Source organism: Roseibium sp., assembly GCF_051016195.1.
Taxonomy (GTDB): domain Bacteria; phylum Pseudomonadota; class Alphaproteobacteria; order Rhizobiales; family Stappiaceae; genus Roseibium.
Window position 1 is genome coordinate 684,765 of the sequence record NZ_CP134616.1, and the last position, 13,954, is coordinate 698,718.

Genomic DNA, 13,954 nt, shown 5'->3' on the forward strand with positions numbered 1-13,954 from the left:
GTCCGGAATTCGCGGTGGTGCCGCAACGACGCGAACACAATTCCGCAAGGCCATCAATAGTCCTGGTTCAGGGCGTCTTCCGCCGGGATTTCCCGTTCACGGCGGGCGATATAGTCAAGCAGCGCCTCGTTGCGTGCTTCATCCAGCTTCGGTTCCTGGTACTCGGACAGCAGCTTCCGGGCCTGTTTCAGCGCACGTTCGGTAATCTCCACCTCGCCTTCAGCCTTCCATTGCTCGATTGAATTGTTGTCGAACATTTCCGGCATGAAAAACGCGCGCTGGAAATTTTCCTGCGTATGCGGGTGCCCGAGGTAGTGACCACCCGGGCCGACATCGCGAACCGCGGCGAGTGCTTCGTCGAAATCATCCCATCGCGGGCCCTCTGCCATGCGGTAGACCATCGCTGTCTGCTCTGCATCGACAATGAACTTGGCGACGGAACAATGCATGCCCGCCTCGTTCCAGCCGGCTGTGTGCCAGACGTAGTTCGCGCCTGCATGGATGACCGCGTTCAACGTCGTTGCGCTTTCATAGCCGGCCTGGGCATCGAAGGTCTTGGCGCCGCCAAGCGACCCTGAGGTGCGCCAGGGAACGTCATAAAACCTGGCAAGCTGGCCGATCAGGAAATTCATCAGGCTGATCTCGGGCGTGCCTGCCATCGGGGCGCCGGACTTCATCGAGACTGTCGAGAGATAGTGCCCGTAGATCGCCGGGGCGCCCTTGCGGATGACCTGCGTATAGGCAAGCGCGCTCAGGGCTTCCGCGTTCAGCTGGGCGACCGCGGGAACGACGGATGCCGGTGTGTTGGCACCGCCGAGCACGAAAGGCGAGCACAGGACCGGCTGGTTCCGCCTTGAAAAGGCACGCATCGCCCCGAGCATGGTCTCGTCCCAGACCAGCGGCGAGTTGCCGTTGCAGTTGCCGGTCGTGACCGGGTGGTCTTCCAGATAGTCTTCTCCGAAAAGGATCGCGCACATCTCGATGACGTCCTCGGCGTTCTTCGGGCTCGTGGTCATGCCCATGAACGTCTTGTCGGAGTGTTTCATCGACGAATAGGTGATGCGCAGATGACGGTGGCTGATGGGGTGGTCGTAGGGTTCGACGATGTGGTGTGCGCTGGAATGGATCGCCGGCAGCATGTGGCTCAGCTTGTGGAACATCGCCAGATCTTCCAGCGTCGGGTTGCGGCGGACGTCGTCCAGATCGCGCAGGAAAGGGGCGCCGGTCATCGGCACGAAGATGGTCCGGTTGCCGCCGAGCGGTACGTTCTTTTTCGGATTGCGTGCGTGATAGGTGAAGCTTGACGGAATGGTCTTGATCAGTTCTCGCACGTGGCCGCGATCGAGATAAACCCGTTCACCGTCAACCTTTGCTCCGGCCTTCTTCCAGTCGTCCAGTGCGATCGGATCACGGAATATGATGCCGACGTCCTCAAGGATCGACATGGACGCATCGTCGAGCTTGCGGATCTGGTCGTCGTCGAGCGGTTCGCACAGCGGCAGGTTCCGAGTCAGGCCGGGAAGCATTTCGTGGTCGGGAGCGGTGCGAAGGGCCCTTCGGCCTGCACGGCCGCCACTGCGGCTGCGAACTGCGACACTCATAAACATCTCCGAACTCTGTCTGTTGGGACCTCAGACTGCTCTTTATGCCCGCGCTTTTCCTGCCCGAAACCGAACAGGGTCCGCATTTTCCGACATTTCGCCGCGATTTGATCTGCTGGACACCGGGTGGCGGCCAGGTGAAGGTCGCGGCGCGTTCGAACGCAACATGCGTGCCTGCAAGAAAACAGGTCTCTCCTGCATGGCGGGGTTGGCCGTTTGAAAATGATTTTTAGCTGAATGGGACCAATTTTTTCTGGCGGTTCACATAGTCTGGTCGGTCAGAGAACCAAACTCGGAGTGTGCATCCGTGCAAAATCGGCCGCTTTCGCACATCAGGGTGCTCGATTTCGGGCATTATCTGGCAGGTCCGCTTGTGGGAATGAAGCTCGCCGATCTGGGTGCCGAGGTCATCCGGATCGACCCGCCCGGCGGCCCGCACTGGCGAGATCCGGCGTTCGACATGCTGTCACGCGGCAAGCGCGCAGACGCTCGAACCCTCGACCGACATTGGCAGCAAGATAAAGAGACTAACGCCCTGAGTGCAGCCGGGAGTGCCGGTGCGTTCCGGCCGATGAGGTTTTGCCCGAATGACAGAAAGATCGATCATCAACCACTTCACGACAACTTTACAAGAGTGATCTATCCGGCCAGTTCACAAACCCTGGAAAGAGAGTGTCGAGACGCAAGAACCCTGTAAGTCCACCGGAATTATTTGGCCCCGACCCCGGAAGCTTGGCCGGTTCACGACTTGAACGTTAAAAAAAGGTAATATCTATCGTGTTGCCAGATGTTTCCCAAGTATTCAATAATATTTGCAGCGAAAGAGCCGATCATTCGCCACTTCGCCGCCCGAAAATGAAGCAACTGGTCAAATTCTGTGCGCTCACTCGAAAAAATGGTGTTCGACAAATTCCAAAATGAGGAAGAAAGAATTTTATCAAAAGGGTAGCGGAATCGGCGGTGTTCGTGTTTTGCTGATTAAATGTCGCATATGAGCTTTGCAAATACCGGAAAAATGAAGAAGCTGTATGTGGGAGTTTCGCCGGCCTTGCGTCTGGCACCGATCCTGAAGGGAAGTAAGTATGACAAAATCAAAAAATCCAGAGCTGATGAACAATCTTGAGAAGGCGGCCCGCTCGGGCGGCATCTCGAAACGTGAATTCCTGCAATATTCGATGCTTGCCGGTGTGACGGCATCAACGGCGACCGGTCTTTGGACGTCTCAGGCAAAAGCGCAGCCGAAACGCGGTGGAACGTTCCGCTACGGCGTTCACGACGGCAACACCAGCGACAACCATGATCCAGGCACCTATCAGAGTGTCTATTCAATCCAGCTGGCGCACACGCACCGAAGCTACCTGACTGAAATCACGGAAGAAAACGGACTTGGTCCGGATATGGCCGTCGGTTGGGAAGCAAGCCCGGACGCCAAGACCTGGACGTTCGAACTGGACACGGATGCCACGTTCCACGACGGACGCAAGTTCACGGCCAACGACGCGGTCGCGTCGCTCAACCATCACCGCGGTGAAAAGTCGACATCCGCAGCCAAGGCCCTTCTCGACAGTGTCGTCGACATCAAGGTCGATGGCGACAAGCACATCGTGATCGAACTGAGCCAGGGCTTCGCGGATCTGCCGTGGATCATGACCGACTATCACCTTGTCATGCTGCCGGCAAACGACGACGGCACGGTCGATTGGGAGAGCGGTGTCGGCGCCGGTCCTTACAAGATCGAGAAGAACGAGTTCGGCATCGGCACGTCGCTGGTCCGTCATGACGGCTGGCACCGCGAAGGTGCCTGGTTCGACCGCATCGACATGACCGTTCTGAACGACCCGAACGCACGTCAGACCGCTCTTGTTACCGGCGACGTCGATGCGATTTCGTCTGTCGATCTGAAAACCATGGCCCTTCTGCAGCGTCATCCTGACGTAGAGGTCGACAACATTCCTTCCGGCTCGGCGATCACCCTGCCGATGTTCTGCGACGTCGCACCGTTCGACAATGTCGACGTCCGCATGGCCCTGAAGCTTGCGATCGACCGCGAAGAGATCGTTGAGAAGATCGTGTTCGGCACCGGCATCCCGGGCAACGACTTCCACGTGTCGCCGAACATGCCTTACTTCCCGTCCGACATTCCGCAGCGGACATACGATCCGGAAAAAGCGAAATGGCACCTGAAGCAGGCAGGCATGGAAAACCTCTCGGTGAGCCTGTCTGCCGCGGACAGCGTGCTGCCGGGTGCGGTCGACATGATCGTGCTTTATTCCGAGCAGGCCAAGAAAGCGGGCATCGATATCAAGCCGGTGCGCGAAGCCAATGACGGCTACTGGTCGGATGTCTGGCTCAAGAAGCCATGGGTGTTCGTGAAGTGGGGCGCACGCCCGACCCCCGACAACATGTTCACGCTCGCTTACAAGGACGATGCCGCCTGGAACGAAGCGCACTGGAAGAACCCGCGCTTCAACGAGCTTCTGCTTCAGGCGAAAGCGGAGCTGGACGAAACCCGTCGTGCCGAGATGTACCACGAAATGTGCATGCTGGCCCGCGACGACGGCGGCACGGTCATTCCGATGTTCGTCAACTTTGTCTATGCGCGCCGCAAGAACGTCAAGCACGGCCCGAGCGTTTCCGCATCCTGGGAAACCGACGGCGGAAGGGGAACACACCGCTGGTGGTTCGAAGGCTGATTTAAGATGTTGCGGCGGACACTGTCCGCCGCAATTCGCTTGGAACCGTCTTTCACCGGCCGGTTCCGTCCTAGACTGTCGGGCACCTTACAAAGACAAATTGAGGACCCATTCGGGATCCGCGCCTGACACAAATCCGGTTACCTGGGGTGCCGGGCGTCTTAATTCTGGAGGGTTAAATGGGGGACATCCTACAGCTGGTCCTAAAGAGACTTGGCTTAGGTGTGGTCACGCTTCTCGTGATCTCAATCCTGATTTTCTTCGCGGTCGAGCTGCTGCCGGGCGACATTGCCCAGGCCGTTCTTGGGCAGGCCGCCACACCTGAAACCGTTGCTGCCTTGCGTGAGAAAATGGGCCTCGATCAGCCCGCGATCTTCCGCTATTTCCAATGGCTCGGCGGTGCCGTGACCGGCGACTTCGGCGTATCGCTCATTTCGGGTGAACGGGTCAGTGAAGCGATCAGCGACCGCTTCATCAACACGCTTTTCCTGGCTTGCTACGCGGCCGTCATCGCGGTTCCGATCTCGATCATTCTCGGCGTCATCGTCGCGCTTCTGCGCAACACGCTGTTTGACCGGGTCGCCAACGTCGTCACCCTGACGTCGATCAGTTCCCCGGAGTTCTTTCTCGGCTACATCCTGATCCTCTATCTGGCCGTGAAGACAAACTACTTCCCTGCAATCGCCAGTCTCAGCTCAGACATGAGTTTCGGTGAATTGCTGCACAGGACCTTCCTGCCCGCGCTGACGCTGGTTCTGGTCGTGACCGCGCATATGATGCGCATGACAAGGGCCGCGATCATCAACCTGCTGGCATCGCCTTACATCGAAATGGCCCGCCTGAAAGGCGTGCCGGCGTGGAAGGTCATCGTCAAACACGCCCTGCCGAACGCGTGGGCGCCGATCATCAACGTTGTCGCCCTGAACCTGGCCTACCTCATCACCGGTGTTGTCCTGGTCGAGGTGGTGTTCGTCTATCCGGGCATCGGACAGTTGCTGGTCGACGCGGTGTCGAAACGCGACTTCCCGATCGTTCAGGCGTGCTGTCTCATTTTCGCTGCGACCTTCATTCTGCTCAACCTTGCAGCAGATGTCGGATCCATCTTGACAAACCCGCGTTTGCGGCATCCGAAGTGAGGGCAGCGACATGAATTCATTCGTTATCGGATATTATGCGCTGCTGATTGGGGCCTCGTGCCTGGCAGCGTATTTCAAGCAACGGCAGATCTTCCTGCTGATCTTTTCGCTGACGCTGATCTCCTTCGTAACCGGGATCATCGGCGGCGTACCGGCGTTGCGCTTCATCACGATTGCGGCAGGCCTGCTCGCACTCGCCGCAGGTGTCTCCTACGCGTTCCGCGAGTTCCTGATCATCATCGCTCCCGATGGTGTCGCGAAGGAACTCAGGACCGCACCGCTGACGGCCGCCTTCGGCATGTTCGTGATTTTCACCTATGCAATTGCAGGGATCTTCGCACCCGTGATCGCCCCCTTCGGCGAGGCGGAAGTTATTTCCTCGGCCTTTGCGCCTGCGGACGAGAACATGCTTCTCGGTGCCGACCAGCTCGGGCGTGACATGTTCAGCCGGATCATCTATGGCGCGCGCAACACCGTCGGCCTTGCCCTGCTGGCCACAGCACTTGCGTTCATCGCCGGTGCGCTGGCCGGGTTGCTCGCCGCCACGAAAGGTGGCTGGTTCGACCAGTTCATGGGCCGTGCGGCCGACGTGATCATGTCGATCCCGTCGCTGATCTTCGCGCTGCTGATGCTGAGTATCTTCGGCACCAGCCTCGTCGTGATCGTCGTGGTGATCGCGCTGATCTATTCGCCGCGGGTGTTCCGCCTGACGCGAGCCGTCGCCGGCAACGTGGTGGTGATGGACTATATCGAAGCCGCCAAGCTGCGCGGAGAAGGAACCTGGTACCTGATCCGCAAGGAAATCCTGCCGAATTCGACCGCACCGCTGATCGCGGAATTCGGTCTCGAATTCTGCTTCGTGTTCCTGCTCATCGCCGGTCTTTCGTTCCTGGGTCTCGGCATTCAGCCGCCGACCGCGGACTGGGGATCGATGGTACGCGAGAACGCAACGCTGATTTCGTTTGGTGAACTCACACCGCTGATCCCGGCTGCAGCCATCGCGCTGCTGACGGTTGCGGTCAACTTCGTCGTCGACTGGATGCTGTTCCGGTCCTCCGGCCTGAAGGAGGTTTGATCATGGTCCCAAGGAAAGAAGTCCTTCTTGAAGTCAAGGACCTTCGGATCGAGGGTTATTCCGACGAGCAATGGGTCGAAATCGTTCACGGTGTCGACCTGACCCTGCACAAGGGGGAAGTCCTCGGCCTGATCGGGGAGTCGGGCGCCGGCAAGTCCACCATAGGGCTTGCCTCCATGGGGTTCGCGCGAGACGGCTGCCGGATTTCCGGCGGCTCCATCGAGTTCGACGGCATGGAGCTGACCACGACGCCGGAAAGCGACCTTAGGGCGCTGCGCGGATCGCGCATTGCCTATGTCGCGCAATCGGCGGCGGCCTCGTTCAACCCGGCGCACCGGATTATCGACCAGCACACGGAAGCTCCGATCCAATACCGCATCCAGAAGCGCGTCGAAGCGCAGGAAGATGCGATGGAGCTTTATCATCGCCTGCGTCTGCCCAATCCGAACGAAATCGGGTTCCGCTACCCGCACCAGGTGTCGGGCGGACAGCTGCAGCGCGCGATGACCGCCATGGCGATGGCATGCCGTCCCGACCTCATCATCTTCGATGAGCCGACAACCGCCCTGGACGTGACCACCCAGATCGAGGTTCTGGCCGCGATCCGGGACATTGTCGACCAGTTCAACACCGCGGCGATCTATATCACCCATGACCTTGCCGTGGTTGCGCAGATGGCAGACACGATCAAGGTGCTGCTCAAAGGCGAGGAAGTCGAGGAAGCGCCCACGGAGCAGATGCTGGATTCCCCCAGCGAGGACTACACAAAGAGCCTTTGGGCAGTCCGCAGCTTCAAGCGGCCGCAGAAAGACCGGCCGACAGCTGCCGATGCCGTGCCGATCATCTCGGTCAAGAATGTGGATGCCGCCTATGGCAAGGTGCAGGTCCTCGATGATGTCTCTTTCGATATCTATGCGGGCATGACCGTTGCGGTTGTGGGCGAGTCAGGGTCAGGCAAGTCGACAACGGCCCGCTGTATCACCGGACTGCTGCCGCCGACCAAGGGCGAAATCCTGTTCAACGGAGAAGCCCTTCCGCAGAGGTACCAGGACAGAAGCAAGGATCAGCTCCGCCAGGCGCAGATGATCTACCAGATGGCCGATACCGCGCTGAACCCCAAGATCCGCATCAGCGAGATCATCGGCCGGCCGGCACAGTTCTACGGCAACCTTCATGGCGCCGAACTGAAAAACCGCGTCGACGAACTGCTCGACCTGATCGAACTGGATCCGGCGAAGTTCTACAACCGGTTCCCGCCAGAGCTGTCGGGCGGTCAGAAGCAACGTGTCGGTATCGCCCGCGCGCTTGCGGCCGAACCCTCCTTTATCATCTGCGACGAGGTGACGAGTGCGCTCGACCAGCTTGTCGCGGAGGGAATCCTGAAGCTGTTGGACAAGCTGCAGCAAGACCTGAACCTCGCCTACATGTTCATCACCCACGATCTGGCAACCGTCCGGTCAATTGCCGACGAAGTGGTGGTGATGCAAAAGGGCAAGGTTGTCGAACAGGGGCCGAAGGACAAGATGTTCACCCCGCCCCATCACCCGTACACGGACCTCCTGCTGTCGTCGGTTCCGGAAATGGATCCGAACTGGCTGACGACGCTGCTTGAAGAAAGAGGCACGGATTCAATCGGCGAAGCGGCCAACGTCTGATTTACAAACAAGAGAAAACCCCGGGATTTTCATCCCGGGGTTTTTCTTTGCGCACGATTTACGGTGCGGTCAGCCGACCATCAGATAGCCGGACAGAGCCATAACGCCAACAATCACGGCGTAAACACCGACGAGACCCTGCCAGGATCCGCTGTGCTCTCTGTACTCGCGAATTAGATCATCACGGGTCATCGCGACCTCCTTCTGCCTGAACATCGTCCAGAATGATGGCGTTTCAACTTATTCGGACACTTAATCGACAGAAGTTAAGAATTCAATGCATCGATACTGAGAATCGCACGTCTATTTCTGCATATCTGACCCGTGACTTATTCATGAAACGCTTAGCTCTTGCAAACATGGCGTTTCTTCATGCGTTTTGTGAAGATTTCCCGGCATTCCCAAGGCACCGTATGGCAACACACCGCATCCTGGTTCGGAACGCCCGTTTCCAGCCTTATCGCGCTCGCGGCTCGCTCCTTAATGCGTTCTCACCGGTTGGCCAGAAACAGACGGCGAGAAGCGCAGGCGTGTTGACAATCCTTTGCAAGACAATCCTTCAAAAGCCTGCCAAAGTGCGAGGCTGACGATGATGTGCGTTTGCCGTTTCTTATGAGAACACGGGGCGCTTCCGGAGAGCTGATGCCATGTCCGTTTTGGTTTTCAATAAACCGTTCACGCAGCAAGAACCGATATCTACCGAAGCGATCGCGGAAGCGGCACGCGTTCTGGAAACCGGGCGTTTGCACCGGTACAACACAGTTGACGGTGAAGACGGGGACACGGCGCTCTGGGAAAATGAATATGCTGTCTACCAGGGCGCGAAGTACTGCCTCGCAACCACATCCGGTGGAACCGCCATGCAGATCGCGCTGCGGGCTGCAGGCGTTCAGACCGGAGACGCCGTCCTGACGAATGCCTTCACGCTCGCGCCCGTCCCCGGTGCGATCGCGGCCGTGGGTGCGGTGCCGGTATTCATCGAAACCACGGCGGACCTGACCATCGCCCTGAGCGATCTTGAAGCCAAGATCAAGGCAAGCACCGCGAAGGTGCTGCTGCTCTCGCATATGCGCGGGCATCTCGCCGACATGGATGCGCTTTGCGCGCTTCTTGAAAACCACGGCGTGTTGCTGCTCGAAGACTGCGCCCACACGATGGGTGCTGAATGGAATGGCGTCAAAAGCGGCAACTACGGCAAAGCGGCCTGCTTCAGCACGCAGACCTACAAGCATCTCAACAGCGGTGAAGGCGGTCTGCTGACGACGGATGATCCCGACTTCATGGCGAAGGCCGTGATCCTGTCCGGCTCCTACATGCTGTTCGAGAAACATCTGGCTCGTCCCGACACAGACGCCTTCGAAACATCAAGATTCGAAAACCCAAACTGTTCCTCGCGCATGGACAATCTGCGGGCCGCGATCCTGCGGCCGCAACTGCCGCACCTTGACCGGAACATCAACCGCTGGAACCGGCGCTACAAGATCCTTGAAGCGAAGCTGCGCTCCGCCGCCAACGCAACCGTTCCGAACCGCCCGGACAAGGAACTTTATGTGGGCTCGTCCTTCCAGTTTCTCGTCCCAGAATGGACAGACGAGACCTGCCGATCCTTCGTGGAGGCCTGCAAGAAGCGCGGGGTTGAGCTGAAATGGTTCGGCGATGCCAATCCGGTCGGCTTCACCAGCCGGTTCGACAGCTGGACATACGCACCGGAGCAATCGCTGCCGGGAACCATCGCGATCCTCAGACGGATCATGGACCTGCGCGTCCCGTTGAGCTTCACCGAAGAGGACTGCGACACGATCGGAACCATCATCGTGGAGGAGCTTGGCCGAGTTCCGTGAAGCGAAAGTCCCCTCTCCCGCCGGGAGAGTTGATTGGGCCTCTGGTGACAGCACGCCCGCAAACAATCCGAGGCATGAACAGGATACCACTGTCATGACCCGTCTCGAAAGAGCTCCGGCCGCGGTTGCCGGAGTTGATCCGGCAATCCATGCCCTGACCAACCAAAACCGCACGCCCTGCCGGATGGAAACGAAACGGCATGGATGCCATGGTCAAGCCATGGCATGACCAGTGTAGGTCGGGCTGTCTCCGGAAAACATCACCTGCCGTCCGTCATTGCAGGGCTCGACCCTGCAATCCATGCCCTGACCAGCCAAAACCGCACGCCCTGCCAAGTGGAAACGAAACGGCATGGATGCCATGGTCAAGCCATGGCATGACCAGTGTAGGTCGGGCTGTCTCCGGAAAACGTCACTCGCCGCCCGTCATTGCAGGGCTCGACCCTGCAATCCATGCCCTGACGCCTCGGCAACGCACGCTCTGCCAAGTGAGCACGCAAGAGCAAGAGACGAAATCGCGACAATGAGTTGACAACAACTTCGAATATACCGAATTGGTGCTCGTTGGGATCATGCCTTTTTGAGTGAATAAACTAGGTCGAACCTTCTAGTCCTGACAGCAGCGCGGCGCACTCTAGGACGCCTGATCGGTGGCCGCATAACTCCGTTCCAGCTCGATCAATCGCTGCTTGCGCCAGAGACCGCCGCCATATCCGGTGAGCGAACCGTCCGCTCCGAGCACGCGGTGACAGGGCACGACAATCGCGATCTGGTTTGCTCCGTTGGCGCGTGCCACCGCCCGAACAGCCGACGGCCGACCGAGTTCATTGGCGAGATCGGAGTAGCTTCTGGTTCGGCCTGCCGGGATCTTGATCAACTCCCGCCAAACGTCCTTGGTGAAGGTGGAACCATGCAGGGCGAGAGGGGTTTCAAAGACACCTGATTTGCCGGCAAAGAAACGATCCAGTTCTTCCTGGATCTGATCAGTAACCATGGTCCGTCCGAAGCCGATCCTTCCCTTTGCAAATCTCAGCAGCTTCCTGAACTCGGCCGGCAGGGCCCTGCGGTCCAGGAATTCCAGAAGATGCAACTGCGTTTTGTCGGCGACGGCAATCAGCGGACCGAGCGGCGATGACACCCAGTCGGCAACCAGCAGCGGGTCGTCGGAAAAGGTGCCGGGCGCCTGCCCGAGAATTTTCGCGAAGGCCTCGCGGAACGCACTCGGCGATTCAAATCCGGCCGTGATCTGGGCATCGATCACCTTGCCGCCCTCGGCTAGCGTCGAGAAGCCTTCCTGCAGGCGGCGCTGGCGTGCCATTTCCAGAAAGGTCATGCCGAAATGCCGCTTGAAAGCGCGGCGCACCGTCGATGGGTCCAGCCCCATCCTGACGATATCGGGCTCACCCCACCGATAGCCTGGCCGCTTTTCAAGCGCCTCGATCAGCGGTTTGACGACCGGGTCCGCGCTCGCCTCCGGTGTCGTCGGCTTGCAGCGCTTGCACGGACGAAAACCGGCATCAATGCATTCGCCGACGGTTTCATGGAAGGTACAGTTTTCCCGTTTCGGCTTACGCGCCGGACAGGTCAGCCGGCAGAAGATGCCCGTGGAAGCTACACAGACGAAGACGCGCCCGTCATAGGACGGATCGCGATTGAGCAGCGCTTCATAGAGCGTATCGAAGTCAGGTCGGATCATCAGCATGGAATGACCATAGGCCGTCCGTGAAACCGATGCAGCCGGAAATCGGGCGTTTATTCTGTCAACCGGCAAATCAACGGTAGACCTGGTCCTCTGCCGGGAAACTCCGCTCCTTGACCTCGTTCGCGTAGGCCTTGACCGCCGCCTCGATCTGGCCGCCGAGATTGCCGTATACCTTGACGAATTTCGGCGGTGCCGGATTGAGCCCCAGCATATCCTCCAGCACGAGGATCTGGCCGTCGCACTCGGCGGATGCCCCGATGCCGATGGTGGGTATCGGGATTTCCCCGGTGATCTGGGCCGCGAGCGGCTCCACCATGCCTTCCAGGACAACCGCGAAAGCGCCCGCCTCGGTTACCGCGCGTGCATCCTCGAAATGCTGGTCCCAGTCATCCTGTTGCCGTCCTTGCGTCTTGAACCCGCCCATGACGTGCACAGACTGCGGCGTGAGGCCGATATGCGCCATCACCGGGACGCCGCGATCGGTCAGGAAACGGATGGTTTCGGCCATGCGCACGCCGCCTTCCAGCTTGACCGCACCGCACTGGGTTTCCTTCATGACCCGCGCCGCATTTCGAAAGGCCTCCGCAGGGCTTTCCTCATAGCTGCCAAAGGGCATGTCCACGACAACGAGGGCCGTTTTTGTCCCCCTGACGACCGCCTTGCCATGCATGATCATCAGGTCGAGCGACACGCCCACCGTCGATTCCATGCCATGCATGACCATGCCGAGGCTGTCACCGACCAGGATGAAGTCGGCGTAGGTGTCGACGATGGACGCGGTATGCGCGTGGTAGGATGTCAGGGAGACGATCGGCTCGCCGCCCTTGCGCTTTGCGATCTGGGGGGCCGTCATCCGGCGGACAGGTTTCTGGGCGCTCATCTGATGTCCTTATATTTCAATTTGGCGGCGCGACGACACGCTGATCGATCAGCAGCACGGTGTCATAACGGACTGCGAGCAAGATGACGACGCGGCGATCCAAGGTGCCGGACACCTCTTCAAGCGTGTCGGCATCGCGGATGTCGATGCTTTCAATTGTCGCCGATGGCGAACCCTCCAGACGTGATCTGACCGCCGTCTCAAGATCCGCAATCGAAGGACCCGTCTTCGCCACAACCACGGCCCTGTCGAGCGCTTCGTTCAGCGCGACCGCTTCTTGCCGGTGATCGGGCCGCAGGCGCACATTCCTGGAGGACATGGCGAGACCATCGGGCTCGCGCACGGTCGGGTGACCGCGGATCTCAAGCGGCATGTCCAGATCGCGCACCATTTGCCGGATCAGCGTGAGCTGCTGGTAGTCTTTTTCGCCGAATATGGCGAGATCGGGCGTGACGATGTTGAACAGTTTTGTCACGACCGTTGAAACACCGCGGAAGTGGCACGGGCGCAGCGCGCCCTGCAAGATGCCGGACAGCTCCGGAACGTCGACATAGGCGGGTTCGCCTGGCCGGTACATTTCCTCAACGCCGGGGAGAAAGACCGAATCGACACCTTTCTGTTCCAGGAGAGCCAGGTCTCTTGCTTCGTCGCGCGGGTAGGTGTCGAGGTCCTCGTTGACGCCGAACTGGGTCGGATTGACGAAAATGCTGGCGACGGTGCGATCCGCGGTTTCACGCGCCATCCGAACGAGACCGAGATGCCCTTCGTGAAGATACCCCATGGTCGGCACCAGTCCGACCGTCGCCCGGTCCGCGCGCCAATCGCACACGGTGGCCCGCATCTCCGCCTTGGTCCGGCAGACTATCATCCTCGTCCTCCTACCCCCCGGTTCCAGCCGGGGTGCATCTTCTTCGCAGGTGCAACATAAGCGCACGAAAGACAGAGGTCCAGTAACCAAAGCAGGGAACGCAGACCACCCGTGGGCAACATGCAGAAAAGAACGACGTGCCGACGGTTTGAACCAAGTCTGTTCTTCACGAAAACTGAAGCGGATATTTGACTTGAACGCGCAATTTCAAACGCCCTTTGAAAAGCACACCAGGTGACGGACCCACAAATGAGGCCGAAATGGTTTGAGGCGGCTTGCTTCTCGTCAAGGCGCGGAAGCGCAGGAAATGTCCTTCATTTTCAAGCCTTTCGCAACGCCGAGGAGGCGCAAGCCGATCAAATCCGAAGGACATGGAAATGGCTTCACCCCGTGGCGTCAGCGTGCTTGACCGGGCAGAAAGCCCGCTCCGCACACCCTTCCTGACGGAATTTCGCCATTTCGCATGCCATTTCAGTCTCATTTGTGGGTCCATCACCTAAGCT

Annotated in this window: 11 protein-coding genes; 6 read left to right on the top strand and 5 right to left on the bottom strand. The window is 59.1% G+C overall.

The genetic code is table 11. The annotated features are described in order from the left end of the window. Window positions 1–53: 53 nt before the first annotated feature. On the bottom strand, window positions 54–1,601 hold the full coding sequence (locus RDA78_RS03130; RefSeq protein ID WP_434053911.1) for a trimethylamine methyltransferase family protein: 1,548 nt from the start codon (window positions 1,599–1,601) through the stop codon (window positions 54–56). 307 nt (window positions 1,602–1,908) lie between these two features. Between RDA78_RS03130 and RDA78_RS03135 the strand changes: the two genes are divergently transcribed. From RDA78_RS03135 to RDA78_RS03155, 5 genes are all read left to right on the top strand, one after another. Beyond that, the gene (locus RDA78_RS03135; RefSeq protein ID WP_434053912.1) at window positions 1,909–2,298 is read left to right on the top strand and encodes a CoA transferase; all 390 of its coding nucleotides are present in this window, start codon (window positions 1,909–1,911) and stop codon (window positions 2,296–2,298) included. Between the two features lie 385 nt (window positions 2,299–2,683). Continuing rightward, window positions 2,684–4,294 carry an ABC transporter substrate-binding protein gene (locus tag RDA78_RS03140; RefSeq protein WP_434053913.1) on the top strand — a complete coding sequence of 537 codons (1,611 nt, stop codon included), beginning with the start codon at window positions 2,684–2,686 and terminating at the stop codon, window positions 4,292–4,294. Window positions 4,295–4,473: 179 nt separating this feature from the next. Then, entirely contained in the window at window positions 4,474–5,430 is a 957-nt protein-coding gene (locus RDA78_RS03145) for an ABC transporter permease (protein ID WP_319385550.1), read from the top strand. Window positions 5,431–5,440: 10 nt separating this feature from the next. After that, window positions 5,441–6,505 carry an ABC transporter permease gene (locus RDA78_RS03150; RefSeq protein ID WP_336623432.1) on the top strand — a complete coding sequence of 355 codons (1,065 nt, stop codon included), beginning with the start codon at window positions 5,441–5,443 and terminating at the stop codon, window positions 6,503–6,505. A 2-nt stretch (window positions 6,506–6,507) separates the two neighbouring features. Beyond that, complete coding sequence (locus RDA78_RS03155) at window positions 6,508–8,160, top strand: ABC transporter ATP-binding protein (protein ID WP_434053914.1); 1,653 nt, start codon at window positions 6,508–6,510, stop codon at window positions 8,158–8,160. Window positions 8,161–8,229: 69 nt separating this feature from the next. Here RDA78_RS03155 and RDA78_RS03160 read toward each other — a convergent pair whose 3' ends face one another. Further along, window positions 8,230–8,352, bottom strand: coding sequence for a hypothetical protein (locus RDA78_RS03160; RefSeq protein WP_319385547.1), 123 nt, complete (start codon window positions 8,350–8,352; stop codon window positions 8,230–8,232). Between the two features lie 455 nt (window positions 8,353–8,807). Between RDA78_RS03160 and RDA78_RS03165 the strand changes: the two genes are divergently transcribed. Continuing rightward, entirely contained in the window at window positions 8,808–10,001 is a 1,194-nt protein-coding gene (locus RDA78_RS03165) for a DegT/DnrJ/EryC1/StrS family aminotransferase (RefSeq protein ID WP_434053915.1), read from the top strand. Window positions 10,002–10,635: 634 nt separating this feature from the next. On the opposite strand, the gene RDA78_RS03170 is transcribed toward RDA78_RS03165, so the two are convergent. The 3 genes from RDA78_RS03170 to panC form a co-directional block, all read right to left on the bottom strand. After that, window positions 10,636–11,703, bottom strand: coding sequence for a bifunctional transcriptional activator/DNA repair enzyme AdaA (locus RDA78_RS03170; protein WP_434053916.1), 1,068 nt, complete (start codon window positions 11,701–11,703; stop codon window positions 10,636–10,638). 70 nt (window positions 11,704–11,773) lie between these two features. Beyond that, window positions 11,774–12,583, bottom strand: coding sequence for a 3-methyl-2-oxobutanoate hydroxymethyltransferase (gene panB / locus RDA78_RS03175; protein ID WP_434053917.1), 810 nt, complete (start codon window positions 12,581–12,583; stop codon window positions 11,774–11,776). Between the two features lie 16 nt (window positions 12,584–12,599). Beyond that, window positions 12,600–13,451, bottom strand: coding sequence for a pantoate--beta-alanine ligase (gene panC, locus RDA78_RS03180; protein ID WP_434053918.1), 852 nt, complete (start codon window positions 13,449–13,451; stop codon window positions 12,600–12,602). Window positions 13,452–13,954 lie beyond the last annotated feature (503 nt).